The sequence below is a fragment of the Nonomuraea sp. NPDC049480 genome, assembly GCF_044465905.1.
In the GTDB taxonomy this organism is placed as follows: Bacteria; Actinomycetota; Actinomycetes; order Streptosporangiales; family Streptosporangiaceae; genus Nonomuraea.
Window position 1 is genome coordinate 47,180 of record NZ_JBITMD010000017.1, and the last position, 20,325, is coordinate 67,504.

Sequence of the window (20,325 nt, forward strand, 5' to 3'; positions counted from 1 at the left end):
GAGTGCTGAAGAGGTGAGCGATGTCCCCACTCAGGTCGTCCCTTCCCAGAACGAAGTCCCTGCTCACGAGGTCGGTCGCGGTGCTGGCGGCCGCGGCCCTGGCCCTGACCGGATGCGGGTCGGGAGACGGCGGCGGTAGCGGCGGAAAGACCAAGCTGAGCTTCTTCTCCTGGGACGGGGAGAAGATCATGAAGCCGCTCATCGAGGACTTCGAGAAGAAGAACCCGAGCATCGACGTCGAGTTCTCCCACACCCCGCCCGTGGCCGAGTACATCGCGGCGCTGCAGACCAGGATCGTCTCAGGCACGGCGGCGGACGTGTTCGTGATCGCGGCCGAGAACAAGACGAACCTCATCCAGGGCGGCTCCGTCAAGGACCTGACCGGCAAGCCGTTCATGGCGAACACGTCCAAGTTCAACACCGCGACCTACTCCCAGGACGGCAAGGCCTACGGCATGTCGGTGTCGTCGTGGTCCGCCGGGATCCTCTACAACAAGGACATCCTCGACAAGGCGGGCGTCACCGAGTTCCCGACGAAGTGGGACGACTTCATCGCGCTGTGCCAGAAGCTCAAGGCGGCGGGCGTCACGCCGTACCTCGAATCGGTGTTGGGCATGCCGCTCACCGTCGCCGCGCTCGTCGGCCACGCGAACGCCGCCCAGGGCGGCGACATGGACGCCCAGATCTTCGCCGGGAAGAAGAAGTTCGGCGACCTGTGGGACGGTCCGCTGACGACCTTCAACCAGCTGTTCACCGAGGGCCTGGTGAGCAAGAACGCCGTCGGGCTGAAGGGCGAACAGATCGTCGACGAGTTCGCCAACGGCCGCGTCGCCATGATCCCCGCTGGTCCGTGGGACGTGGCCGGGCTGCACGAGAAGGCGCCGAAGCTGAACATGGTCTTCGCCGGCGTGCCCACTCCGGACGGCAAGCCGTTCTGGGGCGGCGCGGCCTCGCCCGGCTACGCCATCAACGCCAAGACCGAGCACGAGAAGGAGGCCGAGGCGTTCCTGACGTACCTCGGGAGCAAGGAGGGCGTGGCGCTGTTCAACAAGCAGACGAGCGCCATGACCACCACGGCCGACTTCGACCCCGTGATCGACAAGGTGCTGGAGCCCAACCTGCAGGCCCTCAAGGAGGGCAACTTCTACCTGCCGCAGATCGCCTGGCCGCGGGTCCAGGACGCGCTCAACACCGAGGCCGTCGCCCAGCTCCAGCTGATGGTGCAGGGCCAGGCCAAGCCGGCGGACGTGGCCGCCGCGCTCGACAACCGGCTGGCCCAGGGCTGAGATGACCACGCTCGGCAGAAGGGCGCCCGCGCAGACGGGCGCCCTGTCCTGGCTCACCTCGCCGAAGAGGCTCGAAGGACTGCGCCTGCAGGCGTTCCTGGTGCCGATCGGGATCGTGTTCGCGGTGTTGTTCGCGATCCCGCTGGCGCAGTCGCTCTACTTCAGCGTGACCGACTTCAACGGCTACTCGACGGACGTCAACTTCGTCGGGCTGGAGAACTACCGGAAGATCTTCAACGATCCGTCCATGCTGGCGGGCCTGGGGTTCACGCTGCTGTACGCGATCGGCACCACCGTGATCGTCACGGTGCTGGCGATCCCGCTGGCCGTGCTGTTCAACCGGCGCTTCTTCGGCCGGAACGTCGTGCGCGCGGTCTTCTTCTTCCCGGCGATCCCGAGCATCGCGATCCTGGGCCTGGTGTGGGGGTTCATCCTGTCGCCGCTCGGGTCGGGCGCCCTCAACTGGGTGCTCGACGCCGTCGGCGGATTCGGACCCGTGCCGTGGCTGTCGGACGGCACGCTCGCCCAGCTGTCGGTCATCGTGGTCGCCGTCTGGTCGACCACCGGCTGGCACGCCATCCTTTACCTGGCGTACCTGCAGGCCATCCCCGGCGACTACTACGAGGCCGCGCGGGTCGACGGGGCCTCGCCGCGCCAGTCGTTCTTCAGGATCACGCTGCCGCTGCTCGCCCCGGCGGTCACCGTCAGCTCGCTGCTGCTGATGACCGGCGGGCTGAAGGTCTACGACCTGCCCTACACGCTCACCAAGGGCGGGCCCGGGTACGCGACCTTCACCATCACCCAGTCGATCATCCAGAGCGGCATCGCCCAGGCCAAGTTCGGCCAGGCCTCCGCGCTGGCCGTGGTCTTCATGCTGGTCGTGGGCGCGGTCGTGGCGGTCCAGCTCGTCCTGTCCCGCCGCCTGGAGGGACGCCTGTCATGAGGAAACAGCGCTCCTCGCCGATCCTGTCCCTGGCCATGATCCTGGCCGCGGCCGTGGTCGGCGTGCCGTTCTACTACATCGTCGTCAACACGTTCAAGACGCAGCAGGAGACCTCGGCCTCGCCGCTCGCGCCGCCGACCAGCCTCTACCTCGACAACTACACGCGGGTGTTCGAGAACACGCCGATCCTGCAGTCGTTCCTCAACACCCTGTACGTCACCGCCGTCTCCATCGTGATCATGCTGGTCATCGGGTCGATGGCGGCGTACGCGATGCTGCTGCGCAAGACCCTGCTCAACCGGGTGGTCGGGGTGCTGCTGGTGATCGCGTTCCTGGTGCCGGGGCAGGCCACGCTGATCCCCGTCTACCGGATCCTGGTGGAGCTGCGGCTGGTGGACACCCTGGAAGGGCTCGTCCTCCTGTACACGGCCGGCTCGATCTTCTGTTACTTCCTCATCCAGGGATACCTGCGGTCGCTGCCGATCTCGATCTTCGAGGCCGCGCGCATCGACGGCGCCGGACCCTGGCAGATCTACTGGCGGATCGTGCTGCCGCTGATCCGGCCGATCCTCATCACGGTCGGCGTGTTCCAGACCATGTGGATCTGGAACGACTTCATCACGCCGAGCGTGTTCATCAGCTCGCCCGACAAGCAGACCCTGGTCCTGCAGGTCTACAAGGCGGTCGGGGAGTACAGGGTGGACTGGCCGGCGTTCATGACGCTCAGCGTGATCGTGCTGATCCCCGTTGTGATCTTCTTCATCGCGATGCAGCGCCACATCGTCGACGGGCTCCTCCAGGGGAGCGTCAAGGGCTGAGATCATGAGAGGATGCGGGCCGTGTGGGTGATTGACGAATGGTGACGATCCAGGACGTGGCCAAGGCCGCGGGCGTGTCCGCCATGACCGTGTCCCACGTGATCAACGATCACCCCCACGTCAAGAACGAGACCCGCGAGCGTGTGCTGCGGGCCATCGCCGACCTCGACTACCGGGTCAACGTGGCCGCCCGCAACCTGCGCACCGGGCGCACGGGCACGATCGGGCTCGCCGTCCCCGAGGTGGACCGGCCCTACTACGGGCAGCTCGCCGCCGAGATCATCACGGCGGCGGCCCGGCACGGCCTCAAGGTGGCGATCGAGCAGACCGGCGCCTCGCGCGAAGGCGAGCTCGACGCCCTGGCACTGTCCCGCAACCGGCTCTACGACGGGCTCATCCTCAGCACGGTCGGGCTGGGACCGGCGGACACCGACCTGCTCAGGGTCGACTACCCCATGGTCATCCTGGGTGAGCGGATCTTCGACGGGCCCGTGGACCACGTCGCGATGCCCAACGTGGAGGGCGCGCGGGCGGCGACCGCGCACCTGATCGAGCGGGGCTGCCGGCGCATCGCGCTGATCGAAGGCACGCCGGGGGACGAGGTCGACGTCTCCGGCCTGCGCTACGACGGCTACCGGGAGGCGCTGGGGGAGGCGGGCATCCCCCTCGACCCGCGGCTCCTGGTCCACATCCCGGCGCTCACGATGGAGCAGGGCGCAGCGGCCACGCGCCGGTTGCGCGAGTCCGGGGTCGAGGTCGACGGCGTGTTCTGCGTGACCGACACGGTCGCGATCGGGGTGCTGCGCGGCTTCGCCGACGCCGGGGTTCGCGTGCCGCAGGAGGTCAAGGTCATCGGCTTCGACAACATCGCCGAGGGCGCCTACGCCGTGCCCTCGCTGTCGTCGGTCGACCCCGACCACCCGCTGATGGCCAGCACGGCCGTCCGGTTCCTGGTCGGGCGGCTGGCGGAGAAGGGCAAGAAGCAGCAGGTCGCGCGGGAGTTCATCAGCCGCTTCACGGTAGTGGCGCGGGAGTCGACCGGCTGACGTCCCCGCCCGCCGGCGCGGGTCAGGCCGGCACCCCCGCGCCGGCCTGACTTCCGCGCCTGCCTTCCGGCCCTATCGCCTGGGCGTCCGGATGCCGGGCACCGGCACCCGCGACCAGTCCATGTCCGAGGCGAGGTAGAAGCTCGGGTACGCCGGCTGGTTGTAGCCCGTCTGCTGCCGGGCCACCTCCACCCGGTACTGCGGGTCGTGCATCAGCGTGTACAGCTTGCGGTTCGTGACCTCCGTGCTGAGGAAGATCCGGACCGCCGAGCTGTCGGCCGTGCGCACCAGCAGCTCCTCCCGCCAGTCGCCGAACACGTCGGCCACCAGCCCCGGGTTGCCCTTCGTCCAGTTGTTCGTCAGCGTGCCCTCGGCGGTGAGCACGGTGCCGCGCTTCCAGTCGTCGATCGTCGGCGTCTGCAGCACGGTGGTGGCGGTGCCGTTGACGATCTGGGTCGTCATGTCGGCCGCCCAGCGGATGCTCATGTTCGTGCCGGGGGTGGTCCTGCCCAGGTGGTCGCCGCGGGCGGACCACATGCCCGCCTGGATCGCCGGGTCGCGGGGCAGCGACGACCACGCCTCCAGGCCGCGGACGGCGGGGTCGACGTCGCCGGCCATGCCGCGCCCGGTGTCCACGCCGCTGTAGCCGCCGAACAGCACCTCGCCCGTGGCGGCGTCCCGCATCGCCCACCCGTACGGCGCCCACGGGCCGCCCTCGTGCACCGTCCAGATCTCCAGGCCGGGGCGATCGGGGTCGAGGTCGCCGGCGTGCATGGCGTCGCCGTGGCCGAGCCGGACGTTCTGGCCCGGCACGTTGCTCTGCGGCGGGCCCTCGGCGAACGACGAGTACAGCACGTCGCCGTCGTCGTCGATGGTCGCGGCGCCGTACACGATCTCCTGGCGGCCGTCGCCGTCCACGTCGGCCACGCTCATCGAGTGGAAGCCCTGAGTGGTGATGTCGGCATATTTCGGGTTGCTCCCCGGGACGCCGTGCGGCGAGGCGTTGAACGGGTTGGCCATCGGCGCGTGACCGCTGTCGACGTACCAGACCTCCTTCAGCTTCCTGCCGTCCCAGTCGTAGGCGACCAGCGTGGTCCGCGTGTAGTAGCCGCGGGCGAAGATCGCCGACGGGTGCCTGCCGTCCAGGTAGGCGACGGAGGACAGGAACCGGTCGACCCGGTTGCCCGGCTCGATGCGGGCCATCGCGTAGTCGCCCCACATCAGGCCGTCGTCGCCGCGGCCCGGTTTGTAGGGGATGGTCTGCAGTTCCCTGCCGGTGGCGCCGTCCAGCACCGACAGGTACTCGGGGCCGGTGATGACGAACCCGGCGAACTCCCGCAGCCGGTTGTTGCCGCTGCGGCCCGGCGCGTACACGTCGGCGAAGTACGTGGCCAGCTCCACCGCCGCCTCGTGGGAGAGCGGGTACTGATGCTTGGGCTCGATGCCGAAGGCCTGCTCCAGCGTCGCCGGCCAGCGCCCGGCGACCACCTCGGGGTGCTCGTGCCACTTCTCGAACATGGCCACGACGTGGTCGAAGTAGTCCGCCGCGCTCTTGCGGTAGTCGTCACCGTGCGAGTAGCCGGCCTTGACGTCCCGCCTCGGCATCGTCACGTGGCGCTCGGAGACGACCTCGCCGTTCGCGCCGTAGCGGATCATCTTCGTGCCGGGGGCCGTCTTGAGCATCATCTCCGAGCGGCCGTCGCCGTCGAAGTCGTAGACGAGGAACTGCGTGTAGTGGGCGCCCGAGCGGATGTTGACGCCCAGGTCGAGCCGCCAGCGCAGGGTGCCGTCCAGCTCGTACGTGTCCACGTACGTGTTGCCGGTGTATCCGCGCTGGGAGACGTCCTTGGAGTTCGACGGGTCCCACTTGACGACGTACTCGTACTGGCCGTCGCCGTCCACGTCGCCGACGCTCATGTCGTTGGCCGAGTAGGTGTAGGCCTCGCCCGCCGGGGTCACCCCGTCGGCCGGTTTCGTCAGCTTCAGATCATAAAACGATTTAAGCCAGGGCGTGGCCGCGGCGCTGCGCCGGCCCTCCCGGCCCTTGACGATCGGGGCGACGCGGTACTCGGCGGAGCCGGTGCCGCCGGTGTCGAGGTAGTTGGTGCTGTCGGTGACCGTCGCGATCGGGCGCCCGTCGCGGTAGACCCGGAAGTCGGCGCCGGTCATGCCCGTGGCGCCGGGGCCGGAGACCTCGTCGCCGAGCAGCCGCCAGCTGAGGAAGACCCCCTCGCCGGCCGAGGCCGCAACCAGGCCGCGGTCGAGGTACTCGAGCTGCACGCGCGCGCCCGGCCGCCCATGCCCGCCCGCGGGGTCCGCGGCGGCCGGGAGCGCGGCCACCGGGATGCAGAGGAGGGCGGCCAGCGCTGTGGTGACGGCGCGGCGGACGCCGCTGGGGGGACTCATGTCACGGGCTCCAGGGATGCTGCCCGCATGGAGGGCGCGGGATTGAATCGATATAATTTCCGCGCCCGTGACATTTGTCAAGGTTTAATTTCGCACCGCATTTCGCGAAATGCATGCACGCGTTTGCAGTGAATGAATGCGCCTATCTCGCCATTCCAGCCGCGATTTCCACGGGGGCCGCCGCGAAGCCGGCCGGCGGGGCGTCGTCGGTCACCAGGCGCTCGACCGCGTCCCAGCCGCACACCCGGATCGGGGCGCTCGACGCGAACTTGCGCGCGTCGCTGACCACGACCGTCCGGCGGGCGATCGAGATGAGCCTGCGCTTGGTCTCGGCCTCGTACGGCGTCGCCCCGAACACGCCGGAGCCGTCGAGCGCGGTGGCGGCCAGGAACAGCGTGCGCACGCTCAGGTGCTCCAGCGCCGCCAGGGTCTCGGGGCCGCCGAACGAGCGGGTGTCGCGGCCGTACTGGCCGCCGATGGCGATCAGCGTGACGTCCGCCCTGGGGGCGAGGACGGCGATGGCGGGAAGCGAGTGGGTGACCACGGTGAGGCCCGCGCCGGCGGGCAGGAGCCGGGCGATCTCCAGCGTCGTGGTGCCCGAGTCGAGCGCCACCGCCGTGCCCGGCTCCACGTGCCGCACGGCCGCCGCGGCGATCGCGCGCTTGGCGCCCGCCGCCTGGGCGGAGCGGTCCATGAACGGCACGGCTCCCGAGTCCACGGCCGTGGCGCCGCCGCGTACCGCGCGGACCAGGCCGTCGCCGGCCAGCCTGCGCAGGTCGCGGCGGACGGTGTTGGGGGAGACGCCGAGCTCGGTGACGAGGTCGGCGGCGGCGACGTACCCGTCCAGCTCGACGCGGCGCAGGATCGCCTCCCGGCGGTGGGGCGCCGACGAGTACCGCAGGCTCGCGTCCATGTCGTCCATGCCCCCATGATGACCTATATCCACCATAAGTTGGCGTATTTCCACCATCTTCCTGCCATCTTCGGGCTTATAGTGACAACATGCCGCTGCTCGCCGGGATCGACGTCGGGACCACCCACGTCAAGGTGGGCGTCTACGACGAGGAGGGCCGCTGCGCCGCCTCCGTGCGCCGGACGACCCCACACGACCTGCCCGGCCTCCTCGCCGCCGTGTGGGCGGGCCTGGCGGGGTGCGCCGCCCGCGCGGGCCGGAGCCCGCGGGCGATCGGGATCGCCGGCATGGCCGAGACCGGCGTGCCGCTCGACCGATCGGGCCGGCCGCTCACGCCGCTGCTGTGGTGGAACGACCCGCGCGGCGCGGAGGAGATCGCCGCGCTGGACCGCGACGCGGCCGCGTTGTACGCCGTGACCGGGCGCTGGGCCGATGCCAAGGCACCGCTGGCCAAATGGTTGTGGCTGCGTGCGCACGAGCCGGGGGTGCTGGCGGGGATGCGGTGGTGGGCGAGCGTCCCGGACGCCGTGGCGTACGCGCTCACCGGCACGCTCCGCACCCACGAGACGCTGGCCGCCCGCACACTGGCCTATGACGTCCGGCGGGGGTCCTACGACGAGGACCTGCTGGAGCTCGCGGGGCTCCGTCCCGGCCTGCTGCCCCCGACGGCCGGGGCCGTGGAGCCGGTCGGCGCGCTGACGGCCGAGGTGAGCGGGGTGACGCCCGGGATCCCCGTGGTGATCGCGGGACATGATCACGCGGTGGGGGCGTGGGCCGCGGGTGTGCGCCGGGCCGGGCACGTCGCGGACTCGCTCGGCACGGCGGAGGCGGTGATGATGCCTGCCGCCGCCCCGCCCGGCCCCGGGGCGGCCCTGGCCCTCGGCGTCACGGCCGACCCCTCCCTGGACGGGGCTCGAACGGTGCTGGTCGGCGGGCTTCCCACGAGCGGCGCCCTGATCGACTGGCTCCTCGGCCTCCTGGTTTCCGCCGGGACCACGACGACGCCGGCCGGGCCGCCGCCGGTGCCCGGCCCGGCGAGCCGGGCGGCGGGCGATGCGGCGGCGGGGCGGGGGCGGTATGGGGCCTTGCCGGGGCTTCTGGACGGCGTGCGGTTGCCGACCGGGATCCTCGTGGAGCCGTACCTGGCTGGGCGGGCCGCGCCGGCGCCCGATCGGGAGCGGCGGGTGACGGTGGCCGGGCTCGAGGCCGGGCACACGGCCGGGGATCTGCTGGCCGCGGCCATCGAAGGCACCTGTCTGCACGTCCGGTGGATCGTCGAAGAGCTCAGCGCGCTGACCGGTGCCGCCCCCGGGCGGCTGGTGGTGTTCGGAGGGCAGGTCAGGATCCCGCTCTGGATGCGGGTCAAGGCGGCCGTCTCGGCCGTGCCCGTCGACGTGGTGCGGTCCGGCGACGCCGTCTGCGCGGGCGCCGCGCTGATCGCCGGCCAGGCCGGCGGATCGCTCGACGACGTGCCCGTGCTGCCCGCCGGACGGCATCCCCCCGACCCCGCCCTCGCCACCGCGTACGCCTCCCCGTACGAGCGCTTCCTCGCCTCGGCCCGCAGGCGGGGCGGCCCCCGATGACCCGAGACCACTACCAGATGGGAACACGCATGACCGCCTCCGAGACCATCACGCCCGCCCCGACGCTCGACCTGCTCGCCCGCCCGTCCGGGGGATTCGCCATGGTGGCGATGGACCAGCGCGAGAGCCTCAGGCAGATGTTCGCGGCCGCCACCGGCGAACGCGTGGGCGACGACACGCTGACCGCGTTCAAGCTGGCGGTGGCCCGGGAGGTCGGCCCGCACGCCTCCGGATTCCTCATCGACCAGGACTACGGCTTCCATCAGGTGGCGGCCGAAGGGCTGATCCCCGGCGGGCTGATCGTCGCCGTCGACGACCTCCGGCAGGATCCCGGCGGGCCCGTCGAGGACACCTCGATCGACGAGCGGGTCGACCTGGCCGCCGCCCGGCGGGCCGGCGCCGTCGCCGCCAAGCTCCTGCTCATCTGGCGCGACGACGAGCACCGGCGCCGCCGCCTGGACGTCGCCGCCGAGTTCGTACGGCGGTGCGCCGCGGCCGGGCTGCTGTCCGTCCTCGAAGGCGTGGCCAAGCCGGCCGCCGGCCAGGCCGCGTTCGACGGGCCGGCCGCGATCAGGGAGGCCGCCGCCGAGCTGGCCGGGCTGCGTCCGAGCCTGTACAAGGCCCAGGTCCCGCTCGGCGGCGCGGCGCCGGAGGAGCGGCTGGTGGAGGAGTGCGCGCGGCTCGACGAGGTGATCCCGGTCCCGTGGGTGGTGCTCTCGCAGGGCGTGGAGCGCGACGACTTCCCGGCCGCGGTGCGGGCCGCCTGCCGCGCGGGCGCCTCCGGGATGCTCGCCGGCCGCGCCATCTGGAGCGACCTGGTCGGCACCGGCACGCCCGGCACGCCCGGCACGCCCGTCGCTCCCGCGCTCCGTGAGCGCGCCGTGCCGAGGCTCCAGCGCCTGGCCGGGATCGTCGACGAGCACGCGCGCCCCTGGAGCGCCCGATGAGCCCGGACCCCACCGCGAAGATCGCGATGCTGCACACGGTGCCCTCCCTGGCCGGACCGCTCGCCGAGCTGGCCGCCGAGGTGCGCCCCGACGCCCGCGTCATCCACTTCGTCGACGAGAGCCTCCTCCAGGACACCATCGCCGGCGACGGCCCGCCCCCGCACGTGCTGCGCAGGCTCGTGTCGTACGCGATGTTCGCCAAGGAGTCCGGCGCGAGCACGCTGCTGGTCACCTGCTCCTCCATCGGCGAGGCCGCCGAACAGGCCCGCCCGCTCGCCGAGCTGCCGATCCTCCGCATCGACGAGCCCATGGCCGGGCAGGCGGTCGAGACCGGCACGCGCATCGGCGTGCTGGCCACGCTGGGCACCACTCTGGGGCCCACCACCAGGGCCGTCCGGCGTGCGGCCGCCCGCCGCCAGGTGGCGCGCGAGATCGTCCCGTACCTGTGCGAGGGGGCTTTCGAGGCGTTGCGGGCCGGTGACGCGGCCCGGCACGACGCGCTCGTGCTGGCCGGGTTCGGCGAGCTGGCCGGGAAGGTGGACGTGGTGGTGCTGGCCCAGGCGTCGATGGCGAGGATCGTCACCGAGGCGGCCGGCGACGTCCCGGTGCTGTCGTCACCCCGCTCCGGGGTCGCCCAGCTCGCCTGAGCGGGGGCCGGCAGCTGATCTCCCGTCCCGGGGGGCCGCTCCGTCAGCCGGAGCACGACGTCCTTCCGGGACGGCCGGACCGGGTTGTGCGTCTCTTTGATCACGGCGTCTTGTGCCGGTAACAACGGGGCCTTATGAACGAGACCGTACTTCCTCACCTGTGGAGGCGCCGTGCGCTTATATCCCGCGTTCCTGAGCATCGCCGTCTCGGCCGCGCTCCTCGTCCCGCCGGGGGCGGCGACAGCCGATCCGGCCGAACCGCCCCACCCGGCCGTACGCGACTTCGGCAACGGTCCCGAGCGGAACGAGGTGGCCGCCGGCGTCGACGAGAGGCAGCAGGCCGGCTCACTCCGCCGCGCCCCGGACACGGAATCGTACGGGCTGTCCCGGGACCGCCGGTACCCCAGGCAGACCCTGTTGCCCATCCCCCCGGAGAACCCGGCCGACGCCTCCGTCAAGCTCGGCCTCGTGCCGTACCACGCCATCGCCCCCAAGCTGAACGACCTGCAGAAACGCAGCGACCGGGTGAGCGTGGAGATCATCGGGCGCAGCCACCAGGGTCGCGACCTCTACCTCGTGACCGTCACCGCGCCGGAGAGCCTCAGTGAGGCCCGCGAGCAGAGCCGGATCCGCGACCAGATCGAGAACGACCCGGCCAGGGCCGCCCACCTCGTCAAGAAGTACAAGGCGCCGATCTTCGTCAACGCCAACATCCACGGCAACGAGTGGGAGGGCACCGACGCCGCCCTGCGGACCATCGAGAAGCTCGCGACCGCGGCCGATTCGCAGACGGCCGCCCTGCTCGCGCGCACCCGGCTGTACTTCAACATCACCGCCAACCCCGACGGCCGCGTCAGCGGGGTCCGCGCCAACGGCGCCGGCTTCGACCTCAACCGCGACTTCGTCACCGCCTCCCAGCCCGAGGTCCGGGCGATGCGCCAGGTGATGATCGACACCCAGCCGGTCGCCATGATCGACCTGCACGGGTACGTCAACGGCACGCTCATCGAGCCCACGACGCCACCGCACGGCGCCAACTACGAATACGACCTGTTCATCAAGAACACCTACGCCAACGGCCTCGGCATGGAGGCCGCCATCAACGCGCTGGGCTACACGCCGGAGAAGGACGGCGTCCAGCCGCCGCAGATCCCGTTCAGGGACTCGGAGGAGGGCTGGGACGACTGGCCGCCGATCTTCACCCCGCAGTACGCGCCCTTCCACGGCACGGTCGCCTCGCACACCGTGGAGATCCCGCTCAGGGTCAACAACGCCGACTACACCTCCCAGCCGGTCGCGGAGCTGCGCCGCCGCTCCGCGATCAACACCGACGTGGCCGCCGCCGCGATCCGGGCGACGTACGGCTTCGTGCACTCCAGGCACGACCAGCTGATCGCCGACCAGATCGAGGTCTTCCGGCGGGGCGCGGCCGGCGAGCCGTCCAAGGTCGTGCCGCTCGGCATCGTGCCCGGCTTCGGCCCCGAGGACGTCTACAACACGACCTTCCCCCGCGCGTACGTCATCACCGGCCGGCGCTCGGCCACCGCGGCCGCCCGCCTCGTCGACCACCTGATCGCCAACGACGTGCGGGTCGAGCGGGCCAGGAAGCCGTTCCGGGCCGGCGGCGCGGTGTATCCGGCCGGCTCGTACGTCGTGGACATGCGCCAGCCCAAGCGCGGCCTGGCCAACGTGATGCTGGAGCCGGGGGAGGACATCTCCCCACGCGTCGATGCGATGTACGACATCTCCGGCTGGAGCCACGGCCTGCTCTGGGGCGCCACCGTGGACGGCGTCGCCTCCGGCCCGCTCAACGTCGCGTCCAAGCCGGTCAAGGCCGCCGCGCCCACCGGGTCGGTCCCGTACGGCCGCGGGCCGCTCGCGCTCACGGTGACCGACGCCAAGGAGGTCCTGGCGGTCAACGACCTGCTGGGCCAGGGCGTGGCGGTGACCTGGGCGAACGACGGCAGGGCGATCGTCCCGGCCGAGGCCCGGGAGGCGGCGAGGACCGTGGCCGACCGCTACGGCGTGGCCTTCCTCCCGGCGGGCCCGGCCACCGGCACGCCGCTGGCGCGGGTGCGGATCGCCGCGGCGGCCTCCGCCGACGAGCTGTTCACGCTGCGCGAGATGGGCTTCGCCGTCACCCCGGTCTCCACGGCGGTGCTCAACGCGGGCTTCGACTGGAGCGGGACCGACGTGCTCTACGTCTCCAGCGGCCTCAGTCACGCGGCGCTCAACCCGGCGGCCCGCACGGCGCTCGACGCGTTCCTCGCCACCGGCGGCGTGATCACCCGGGGCGGCACGGGCGCGACGTTCAACGCCGCGGCCGGGCTGCTCACCGCGACCGCGGTCGCCGGCCGCTCCGACGCCAACGGCGTGGTACGCGTGACCTCGCCGGGCGGGCCCGTCGGCACCGGCTCACCCGAGCACTCGTTCGTGTACTCGCCGCGCTGGTTCACCGCGCTCGGGGCCGAGGTCAGGGTCGAGCAGTCGTACGCAGCGGACGGCCCGCTCGTCTCCGGCCACTGGCGTGCCAACGCCGACGGCACGGGCGGACCCGAGGCGGCCAGGGGCCAGGCGGCCGTGGTCAGCGGCCGGGACGAGCGGGGCGCGGCCGTGGTGCTGTTCGGCACCGAGCCGATGTTCCGCAACCACCCGAAGGGGCTGTTCCCGCAGGTGGCGCGGGCGCTGTTCTGGTCGGCCGCGGTCACCGGCGCGACCGTCACCACGCCCTGACACCGTGGGCCGGCGTGCTCGTGGCAGCACGCCGGCCCGCCAGGGTCAGGCGTCCGGGCAGCGGTGCACGTCGTCCGGGGCATGCGCCGAGCTCCTCGCCCGGGGAGCGGAGATCGACTACGACGGACTCAGCGGCCGCATCGAGTTCGACAGCAACGGCGACGTGGGGGAGGGCGTGTTCGGCGTGTACACGTACGACCGTGACAACACCTTCGCCAGGACCTCCACCCGGGTCGTACGTCCATGACCGGGGCCTGCGACGATCCCGGCTTTCGAGAGCTGAACGCGCCAGCGGCATCGCCGTGATCCTCGCTGTGCCGGCCCGGTGACGCGGCCGTGATGGGCCACCAGGCCGCCCAGCACCCCGCCCGCGGCCTTGTCCGGCACCGTGATCGTGACTCGGCTCGCAGCGAGTGTATTGACTGCTCACCCGCCTGAAGGCGGGGATTCCTGGCTCACGCTGCCTGGCTGTCCGGCGGACAGTCGGGTCTTACGCGATCAGCACCAGCCGGGGTCAGACCAGCCCGGACGAGCATCACGCGTGCGGAGTTCTTGTCCCTGGGGGATTCGGCTCCGCACGCGGTGCAGGTGTAGGTACGTTCCGACAGAGGCAGTGCGTGCTTGGTTCTCGCTCCGCACTGTGCGCAGTCCATCGTGGTGTGCGCGGGGTGTACAAGGCGGACGTCCCGCCCGTGCTTGCGGCCCATCTCGATCAGCGCCCTCTTGGTGGCGCCGATGGCGGCGTCGGCGGCCTTGCGGGCCATGGTGGACTTGGCGAGAAACTTGGGCTTGAAGTCCTCCACCGCGAGCGCGTCGTGGTCGCGGACCACGGACTTGGCCCATTTGCGGCCGGTGTCCTGACGTTGCCGGGCCACTTTCTTGTGCAGCTTCGCGGCCTGCCGTTTGGCTTGGCGGTAGCCGGTGGAGGCGGCCTGGCCGCGCTTGGGCTTGCGGCGGGCCATCATCCGCTGGTAGCGAGCCAGCTTCGCGGCGGCCTTCTTACCGTGCTCGGCGTGAGGGAGGTCGTGTGCGCTGCTGGTGGTGGTCGCGGTCTCCTTCACACCCCAGTCGATACCGATCGCCCGGCCGGTGGCGGCCAGGGGCTTGATCTGGGTGGGGACGACGAAGGAGGCGTACCAGTGGCCGAGGCCGTCGCGGTACACCCGCACGGACGTTGGTTCGGCGGGCAGGTCCCGCGACCACACCACGGTCGCCACGATCCCGCCGACCAGGTGCAGGCGGCCATCCTTTAACCGGAACCCACGCTTGGTGTAGTTCAGGGTCGGGTCATCGAGGTTCTTCTTCTTGAAGCGCGGCATCCCGGCCCGCTGCCGGATCGGCAGGCGTTCGGCGATGTCCCTCAACGCCTTGGCTCGGGATCTGCCGAAGTCCCGGATGATCTGCTGCTGAACAACGCTGGAGCCTTCACGAAGCCACGGCGTGATCCGCCGGGCCGCGGTCAGCATCTTGTCGAGCTGGGCTGGGCCGCAGGTCTGTTTGTCGGTGGGGTTGGCCTTGTTGTGCAGGTGCACCTGCTGGGACTTGGCAACAGACTCGTTCCAGATCCACCGGCACCGGTCCCACTCGGCCAGCAGTGCGGCGCGGGCGGTGGACGACACGCGAAGCCGGTAGGTGTACCGGGCGCTCCCGGACCCTTCCCCCTCCTTCTCTGGTGTCGTCATGACACCATCTTACCACTACGCTCGGTGGCATGGATCACGAAGTGCGCATCACCCTTCGACTCCCCGCCAACCTGCACGCATGGCTGGTGGCCCAGGCCGCCGCCAACCGGCGGTCCCTCAACTCCGAGATCCTGCACCGGCTGGAGACCTGCCGCAGGGGTCCCGCCACGAACGACGAATCGCCCTGACGGCGATTCGTCTTTCCCTGCCCTGCTCCGCAGGAGTCCGATTCCTCGCCGCCCTGAAAGCCGGGGCATCCTCGGAGAAATCCGGTGGTGAAACGGCGCGGCGGGAGAAACAGATTTTCCGCCCGGGCGTGAGGTTCACCGCCCGGACGCCTGCCTGCCCCCGGGACGCGACGCCGCTGTCATTTCCGCATGTCGACATAGGTGCGAGACGCTTTCAGGGAAGGACGCGCGCCCATGACGATCTCTCTTGACACCGGTCGGTACACGGTCGCCATGGCCACGAGCGCAGCCGACGTGCGGGCCGCGCAACGGCTCCGGTACGAGGTCTTCGCCGAGGAGATGGGGGCGCGGCTGGACGGGCCCGTCACCGGGATCGACGGGGACAGGTTCGACGCCTACTGCGACCACCTGCTCGTCCGCGACGGGGCCGAGGTCGTCGGCACGTACCGTCTGCTGCCGCCGGGCCGCGCCGACCGGCTCTACTCCGACGCCGAGTTCGACCTCCGCAAGCTCGCGCCCATCAGGAAGGGCCTGGTCGAGGCCGGCCGCACCTGCGTGCATCCCGATCACCGGGGCGGCGCGGTGATGGCGCTGATGTGGGCCGGCATCGCCCGCTACATGGTGGCGGGGGGCCACCAGTGGCTGGCCGGCTGCTGTTCGGTGCCGCTGGACGACCAGGGCGCCGTTGCCGCGGCGGTCGTCGAGGGGGTGCCGCTCGGGCCGGAGGAGTACCGGGTCACGCCGCGCGACCCCTGGCGCGGCGGGCGGGACGCGGCGCGTACCGGCCGGTTCGTGCCGCCCGCGCTCCTGCGCGGCTATCTGCGGCTGGGGTCCTGGGTGTGCGGGGCGCCGGCGCACGACCGCGACTTCGGCACGGCCGACTTCTTCGTGCTGCTGTCGATGGCCCGCGTCAACGGCCGCTACCTGCGCTATTTCCTGGGAGAGCCGCGGTGAGCGCTTCTCCTGCGAGGGCCACGGCGAGCGCGCCCGCGAGCAACATCGCGGGCGCGCCTCGCAGCGGCGTGCCCGGCGACGTGGCCGGCGGTGGCGTGGCCGTCGGCGTGGCCGGCGGTGGCGTGCCTGGCGGGGCGTCCGGCGGCGCCGTTGTGAGCAGCGCCGCCCGGCTCAATCCCTGGCGGCCGCTCGGCCCGTGCTCGCCCGCCGCCTGCGTGGACGTCCCGGTCGCCGCCGCGGGACCGGTCCGCCGGGCGGCGCGGCTGTCGGCGGCGCTGCTCGTGGTGGTCGCGGGCGTGCCGCTGTCCCTCGCGATCTCCTGGACGCGGCCCGCCCGCCGAGCGCGGATCACCAGGATGTGGGCGAGGCTGCTGCTTCGCGCGCTCGGCGTCAGGGTCGCGGTCGCCCAGGGAGCCGCGGAGGGAGGCGGCCTCGTCGTGGCCAACCACATCTCCTGGCTGGACCCGCTGGTCATCGCGGCCACGGTGCCGTCGCGGCCGCTCGCCAAGCGGGAGATCGCCGGATGGCCGGTGATCGGCAGGCTGGTGGCGGGCTCGGGGGCGCTGTTCATCGACAGGGAGCGCCTGTACGCGCTGCCGCCGACCGTCGCGGCGGTCGCGAGCGCGCTGCGGGCGGGCGAAACGGTCGTCGCCTTCCCCGAGGGCACCACCTGGTGCGGGCGCGGGATGGGCCGGTTCCGGCCGGCGGTGTTCCAGGCCGCGATCGACGCCGGCGCCCCCGTTCTCCCGGCGACGCTCCGCTACGGGGAGAACGGCGAGATCTCGACCCGCGCCTGCTACGTCGGGGACGACTCGCTCCTGGCCTCCCTGCTGCGGGTGGCCGCCACCCGCCACCTCGCCGTCGAGGTGACGATCCTCCCTCCGGTGCACCCCATCCCGGCCGGACACCGTCCCGAGGCCCGCGCGGTGCTGGCCATGATCGCCGAGGCCCGCGTACGCGAAAACCTCGGCGCCGCCGGGCATTTCGCCCGCAAGGGCCGCCGCCGGCCGACACCCTCGTCGAGTGAGGACGCTCACCCTCCCGGCCGCTGACGGGGGCTGCGCTCCGGACACGACGTCACGCCACGACGTCACGCCACGGCGGCGCGTACCTCCGCGATGAGCTCCACCGCGTCGTCGACGGTGCGGCCGATCTCCTCCTCCGTCCGGCCGACCGCGGCCAGCAGCGCCTGCGCCCGTTCGCCGAACCGCCGCGGCGCCGACGGCAACCGCGCCGCCGACGCGACCATGCCCTTCTCGTTGATCAGCCAGGCCCCGTCGGCCGCGTGCAACGCGTGGCAGGCCACCCCGATCGCGCGGAACAGCACACCCGCCGCGTACGCCGGGTCGCGGCCCGAAGCCCCGTACCGCGCGATCATCAGGGCGAAGTCGGCCTCCCGCAGCCCTCTGACCAGCGCCGCGCGCAGCGCGGGAGGGTATTCGGCGGCCTCCTCCCGCAGGGCGGCGAGCTCCCCGCCCGGGTCGGCCAGCACCCGGCACAGCGCCGCCTCTCCCACGTAGGCGTGGGAGTAGAAGCCCAGCGGGTGCCCGACCTGCACGCCGATCTCGTAGCGGCCTTCCCGGCAGTCCCGCCAGATCCGGTGCACGCGGTCGAGGTCGCGGTAGATCCAGTCCACCCGCCATCCGTCCACGGTCAGCCACCCGCCGCCGTCCACCCAGGGACCCCACCCGCCGGGCTCCGTCACGTCGGTGGGCTCGCCCGTCAGCTCCCGCGCGAGCGCCCGCAGCTCGTCGACGGCGAGGCGGCCCCGGTAGTAGAGGCCGAGATCGATGTCGGAGTCGGGGCGATGGGTGCCCCGGGCGCGGCTGCCGCCCAGGACCACGGCCACGACCCCGGGCACCCGGACCAGCCGGGCGGCGATGGCGTGAAGATCCTCATCCTGCACGGATCGAGCCTAGGGGGGCGGTCAAGCCGATTTCTGCGCCATCGTTCATGCCCTGGCAGGTCAGGCGCTGGCCGCGGCTCGCCAGCGCTCGACGATCGCCGCGTCTTCGGCGTCGCCGCGCCACTCGTCGGCCTCGCTGATCGCATGCGGCCGCCACTCGTCGTATTCCGGGGCGCCAGGGGCGATGTCTCGGGTGCCGTGCACTCGGGTGCCGTCGGGCAGGATGCTCACGGTGGGCACGCGGAGCACATCGTTGGGCAGCAGGACGACGCTCATGAGGCGCGCTCCCTTCTGTCCCACCGGTTCCGTCGTCATCCAGCATAGCGGGGTCAGCCGATGCCGTATCGGCTTGCCAGCCACGTATACGCCTGCTGCGCGGTGTGTTCCTCGCCCAGGAGCCGGATCAACCGGCGGGCACGCCGGGTGAGCACGCAGGCGAAGCATTCGGCGAAGAGCTCGGCGGCGTCCTCACGGTAGGGCGGTGCCAGGTGGCCGGCGCGCAGCGCGTGTAACGCGACCCAGAACTCACTGCGGGAGGGCATGTCCTCCAGGTGATCGACCGCGTGGCCCAGTTCGTGACCGCACACGCTCACCGAGGGGGACGGGACGCTGCCCACGCCGATGCGGCGCCGGGCCGGGTCGTAGACGCCGGCGCTCCGCTCCCATGACCCTTCTTGCAAGGGCAGGGGGATGCCGCGCAACTCCTCGAAACCCGGCAGGTCCGGCACGGCGCCGGGACCGATCACGATGCCCCCGGCGAGATGGGCGGCCAGGCGGCGGGCCACCGCATGGGGCACCGCCGCCAGCGTCATGATGGCCAGCAAGGTCTCCGCGGGCGGGAAGGCGGCAGGGCTCCAGGCTCGCGTCAGACGAGCTTCCAGCGGACCCACGTGCAGCCATCCCGGTCGTCCTCTGCTCTGGCCGGCCACACCTGTTCCTGTGCTCGCTCTCGCTGGACACCAGGCCGCACGTGATCCCGCTCGCGGCGAGCGACCTCGTTGATCACAAACTCTAGCGGCCCGGGACCGCGCGCGAGGGCGGCGCGGAGGACTTCAGGCGTGCGGCCCGACGGTGACCGTGCCGATGGTCAGCCGCGGCCGGGCCTCCAGCACCTCCCCCACCCGCTCCACCTGCTCGTCCAGCTCGCGCAGTTGCGCGGGGGTGAGGTCGCGGAGCGGCTCCACGGTGACGTCGATCTTGCTGCCGGAGCGCCGCTGGTGCCAGACGCCGCCCACCCTCCCGTCCACCAGCAGCACGGGAAAGTTCCCCGCCTGGCCGCCGGCCAGCGCCCGCTGCGCCGCCGCGCCCGGGTAGAGCAGCTCGCGCGGCCGCCCCGCCACCAGGTACGCGTCGAAGTACGGCAGCAGCCGCACGCCCCGCGGCGGATCCGCGGGCGCCGCCGTGTCGCCCGCGACCACCCAGGCCCGCCGCCCCGCGAACAGCACCTCCTCCACCCCCGCCTCCTCGAACGCCTGGGCCGCCCACCGCACCGGCCCTTCGATCCACTGCGCGAACTGCTCGGGCGTGGCCGGCCCGTACGCCGTGAGATAGCTCCTGACCAGCCACCCGAGCCCATCCGTCGTCACGTGCGGCGTGTCGGGCGGGGCGGTGTAGGTGACCTTGCGGCCCCGGCCCGCGCCGAAGACGAACGCGCCTCGGTGCGCCGCGAGCGCCATCGCCTGCCGCCACCGCGGCCACATGCCCCCGAACGCGGGCATGACGAGGTCACCGGCCCACGGCCCCGTGGCGGCGACGACCGCGTCGCTCAACTCGTCGATCGTCATCTCTGCCACGGCGACCACCTCGCGGATCGCCGCCACCACCTGGTCGGTCTGCTCGGGCGTCATCCTGGTGGACGGAGGGGCGCCGCGGTGCGCGTTCGGCACGGACGACAGCGCGTTCACCCATCTGGGCAGGTCGCGGGCCGGCAGGAGGTGCACCGTGCCGCGCGGCCCGTACGTCTTGACCAGGCCGCGCCCGTCGCGCAGCGCCTCGCGCACGTGCGCCCGGGTGACGCCGCCGAGCCGCAGGCCGATGGACGCCTCGGCGCCCGACATCACCTGGGCGTGCGCCCCGCACATGGCCGCCACGGCCTCGGCGGGGCTCGCGTGCGCGGGGGCCGCGCCCAGCCCGGCCCGCTCCAGCCGCCGCGCGCTCACCTGCGGCCACGACAGTTCGATCACCACGTCCTCCTCGGTTCGGTGTGCCCACGGTAGAACGGAATGCGGAAAGATTCTTGCCGCATTTGCGGCAGGCCCCTGCCGTTAAAGTGG

General features: G+C 72.1%; 19 protein-coding genes. 12 read left to right on the forward strand and 7 right to left on the reverse strand.

Annotated features, from left to right (window positions below; all coding sequences use genetic code 11):
• Positions 1 to 20 precede the first annotated feature (20 nt).
• The 4 genes from ACIBX3_RS38255 to ACIBX3_RS38270 are packed head-to-tail and all read left to right on the forward strand — an operon-like array spanning position 21 to position 4,093.
• Entirely contained in the window at positions 21 to 1,286 is a 1,266-nt protein-coding gene (locus ACIBX3_RS38255) for an ABC transporter substrate-binding protein (protein ID WP_397125424.1), read from the forward strand.
• A gap of 1 nt (position 1,287) precedes the next feature.
• Entirely contained in the window at positions 1,288 to 2,229 is a 942-nt protein-coding gene (locus ACIBX3_RS38260; protein WP_397125425.1) for a carbohydrate ABC transporter permease, read from the forward strand.
• Positions 2,226 to 3,047 (forward strand): carbohydrate ABC transporter permease, encoded by an 822-nt coding sequence (locus tag ACIBX3_RS38265; protein ID WP_397125426.1) that lies wholly within the window; start codon positions 2,226 to 2,228, stop codon positions 3,045 to 3,047. Before ACIBX3_RS38260 ends, ACIBX3_RS38265 begins: the two co-directional genes overlap by 4 nt.
• 38 nt (positions 3,048 to 3,085) lie before the next feature.
• Positions 3,086 to 4,093 (forward strand): LacI family DNA-binding transcriptional regulator, encoded by a 1,008-nt coding sequence (locus tag ACIBX3_RS38270; RefSeq protein ID WP_397125427.1) that lies wholly within the window; start codon positions 3,086 to 3,088, stop codon positions 4,091 to 4,093.
• A gap of 72 nt (positions 4,094 to 4,165) precedes the next feature.
• On the opposite strand, the gene ACIBX3_RS38275 is transcribed toward ACIBX3_RS38270, so the two are convergent.
• A complete protein-coding gene (locus ACIBX3_RS38275; protein WP_397125428.1) occupies positions 4,166 to 6,499 on the reverse strand; it encodes a rhamnogalacturonan lyase in 2,334 nt (777 codons plus the stop codon).
• A 142-nt stretch (positions 6,500 to 6,641) separates the two neighbouring features.
• Positions 6,642 to 7,421, reverse strand: coding sequence for a DeoR/GlpR family DNA-binding transcription regulator (locus ACIBX3_RS38280; RefSeq protein WP_397125429.1), 780 nt, complete (start codon positions 7,419 to 7,421; stop codon positions 6,642 to 6,644).
• Positions 7,422 to 7,501: 80 nt separating this feature from the next.
• Here ACIBX3_RS38280 and ACIBX3_RS38285 point away from each other — a divergent pair, with 80 nt between their 5' ends.
• From ACIBX3_RS38285 to ACIBX3_RS38305, 5 genes are all read left to right on the forward strand, one after another.
• Positions 7,502 to 8,995, forward strand: coding sequence for an L-fuculokinase (locus ACIBX3_RS38285; protein WP_397125430.1), 1,494 nt, complete (start codon positions 7,502 to 7,504; stop codon positions 8,993 to 8,995).
• A 29-nt stretch (positions 8,996 to 9,024) separates the two neighbouring features.
• Positions 9,025 to 9,942 (forward strand): hypothetical protein, encoded by a 918-nt coding sequence (locus ACIBX3_RS38290; RefSeq protein WP_397125431.1) that lies wholly within the window; start codon positions 9,025 to 9,027, stop codon positions 9,940 to 9,942.
• Positions 9,939 to 10,589 (forward strand): aspartate/glutamate racemase family protein, encoded by a 651-nt coding sequence (locus tag ACIBX3_RS38295; protein WP_397125432.1) that lies wholly within the window; start codon positions 9,939 to 9,941, stop codon positions 10,587 to 10,589. The genes ACIBX3_RS38290 and ACIBX3_RS38295 overlap by 4 nt, the downstream gene beginning before the upstream one ends.
• A 171-nt stretch (positions 10,590 to 10,760) precedes the next feature.
• Positions 10,761 to 13,322 carry a M14 family zinc carboxypeptidase gene (locus tag ACIBX3_RS38300; RefSeq protein ID WP_397125433.1) on the forward strand — a complete coding sequence of 854 codons (2,562 nt, stop codon included), beginning with the start codon at positions 10,761 to 10,763 and terminating at the stop codon, positions 13,320 to 13,322.
• Between the two features lie 4 nt (positions 13,323 to 13,326).
• A complete protein-coding gene (locus ACIBX3_RS38305) occupies positions 13,327 to 13,569 on the forward strand; it encodes a hypothetical protein (RefSeq protein WP_397125434.1) in 243 nt (80 codons plus the stop codon).
• 208 nt (positions 13,570 to 13,777) lie between these two features.
• On the opposite strand, the gene ACIBX3_RS38310 is transcribed toward ACIBX3_RS38305, so the two are convergent.
• A complete protein-coding gene (locus tag ACIBX3_RS38310; RefSeq protein WP_397125435.1) occupies positions 13,778 to 15,004 on the reverse strand; it encodes an RNA-guided endonuclease InsQ/TnpB family protein in 1,227 nt (408 codons plus the stop codon).
• A gap of 29 nt (positions 15,005 to 15,033) precedes the next feature.
• Between ACIBX3_RS38310 and ACIBX3_RS38315 the strand changes: the two genes are divergently transcribed.
• The 3 genes from ACIBX3_RS38315 (at position 15,034) to ACIBX3_RS38325 (ending at position 17,198) form a co-directional block, all read left to right on the forward strand.
• On the forward strand, positions 15,034 to 15,192 hold the full coding sequence (locus ACIBX3_RS38315; protein ID WP_397125436.1) for an Arc family DNA-binding protein: 159 nt from the start codon (positions 15,034 to 15,036) through the stop codon (positions 15,190 to 15,192).
• A gap of 234 nt (positions 15,193 to 15,426) precedes the next feature.
• Positions 15,427 to 16,146 carry a GNAT family N-acetyltransferase gene (locus tag ACIBX3_RS38320; RefSeq protein ID WP_397125437.1) on the forward strand — a complete coding sequence of 240 codons (720 nt, stop codon included), beginning with the start codon at positions 15,427 to 15,429 and terminating at the stop codon, positions 16,144 to 16,146.
• On the forward strand, positions 16,143 to 17,198 hold the full coding sequence (locus ACIBX3_RS38325) for a lysophospholipid acyltransferase family protein (RefSeq protein WP_397125438.1): 1,056 nt from the start codon (positions 16,143 to 16,145) through the stop codon (positions 17,196 to 17,198). The genes ACIBX3_RS38320 and ACIBX3_RS38325 overlap by 4 nt, the downstream gene beginning before the upstream one ends.
• A gap of 38 nt (positions 17,199 to 17,236) precedes the next feature.
• On the opposite strand, the gene ACIBX3_RS38330 is transcribed toward ACIBX3_RS38325, so the two are convergent.
• The 4 genes from ACIBX3_RS38330 to ACIBX3_RS38345 form a co-directional block, all read right to left on the reverse strand.
• Complete coding sequence (locus ACIBX3_RS38330) at positions 17,237 to 18,052, reverse strand: nucleotidyltransferase domain-containing protein (RefSeq protein WP_397125439.1); 816 nt, start codon at positions 18,050 to 18,052, stop codon at positions 17,237 to 17,239.
• A 60-nt stretch (positions 18,053 to 18,112) separates the two neighbouring features.
• Positions 18,113 to 18,328 carry a hypothetical protein gene (locus tag ACIBX3_RS38335; protein WP_397125440.1) on the reverse strand — a complete coding sequence of 72 codons (216 nt, stop codon included), beginning with the start codon at positions 18,326 to 18,328 and terminating at the stop codon, positions 18,113 to 18,115.
• A 53-nt stretch (positions 18,329 to 18,381) separates the two neighbouring features.
• The gene (locus ACIBX3_RS38340; RefSeq protein ID WP_397125441.1) at positions 18,382 to 18,942 is read right to left on the reverse strand and encodes a hypothetical protein; all 561 of its coding nucleotides are present in this window, start codon (positions 18,940 to 18,942) and stop codon (positions 18,382 to 18,384) included.
• Positions 18,943 to 19,104: 162 nt separating this feature from the next.
• Positions 19,105 to 20,235: a winged helix DNA-binding domain-containing protein gene (locus ACIBX3_RS38345; protein WP_397125442.1), complete on the reverse strand. Its 1,131-nt coding sequence runs from the start codon at positions 20,233 to 20,235 to the stop codon at positions 19,105 to 19,107.
• Between the last annotated feature and the right edge of the window lie 90 nt (positions 20,236 to 20,325).

Bases quoted from the DNA above. Each gene is read 5' to 3' on its own strand.
- ACIBX3_RS38275 (WP_397125428.1), bottom strand. From the start codon at position 6,499: ATGAGTCCCCCCAGCGGCGTCCGCCGCGCCGTCACCACAGCGCTGGCC.
- ACIBX3_RS38265 (WP_397125426.1), top strand. From the start codon at position 2,226: ATGAGGAAACAGCGCTCCTCGCCGATCCTGTCCCTGGCCATGATCCTG.
- ACIBX3_RS38290 (WP_397125431.1), top strand. From the start codon at position 9,025: ATGACCGCCTCCGAGACCATCACGCCCGCCCCGACGCTCGACCTGCTC.
- ACIBX3_RS38295 (WP_397125432.1), top strand. From the start codon at position 9,939: ATGAGCCCGGACCCCACCGCGAAGATCGCGATGCTGCACACGGTGCCC.
- ACIBX3_RS38315 (WP_397125436.1), top strand. From the start codon at position 15,034: ATGGATCACGAAGTGCGCATCACCCTTCGACTCCCCGCCAACCTGCAC.
- ACIBX3_RS38285 (WP_397125430.1), top strand. From the start codon at position 7,502: ATGCCGCTGCTCGCCGGGATCGACGTCGGGACCACCCACGTCAAGGTG.
- ACIBX3_RS38310 (WP_397125435.1), bottom strand. From the start codon at position 15,004: ATGACGACACCAGAGAAGGAGGGGGAAGGGTCCGGGAGCGCCCGGTAC.
- ACIBX3_RS38320 (WP_397125437.1), top strand. From the start codon at position 15,427: ATGACGATCTCTCTTGACACCGGTCGGTACACGGTCGCCATGGCCACG.
- ACIBX3_RS38280 (WP_397125429.1), bottom strand. From the start codon at position 7,421: ATGGACGACATGGACGCGAGCCTGCGGTACTCGTCGGCGCCCCACCGC.
- ACIBX3_RS38260 (WP_397125425.1), top strand. From the start codon at position 1,288: ATGACCACGCTCGGCAGAAGGGCGCCCGCGCAGACGGGCGCCCTGTCC.
- ACIBX3_RS38270 (WP_397125427.1), top strand. From the start codon at position 3,086: ATGGTGACGATCCAGGACGTGGCCAAGGCCGCGGGCGTGTCCGCCATG.
- ACIBX3_RS38335 (WP_397125440.1), bottom strand. From the start codon at position 18,328: ATGAGCGTCGTCCTGCTGCCCAACGATGTGCTCCGCGTGCCCACCGTG.
- ACIBX3_RS38255 (WP_397125424.1), top strand. From the start codon at position 21: ATGTCCCCACTCAGGTCGTCCCTTCCCAGAACGAAGTCCCTGCTCACG.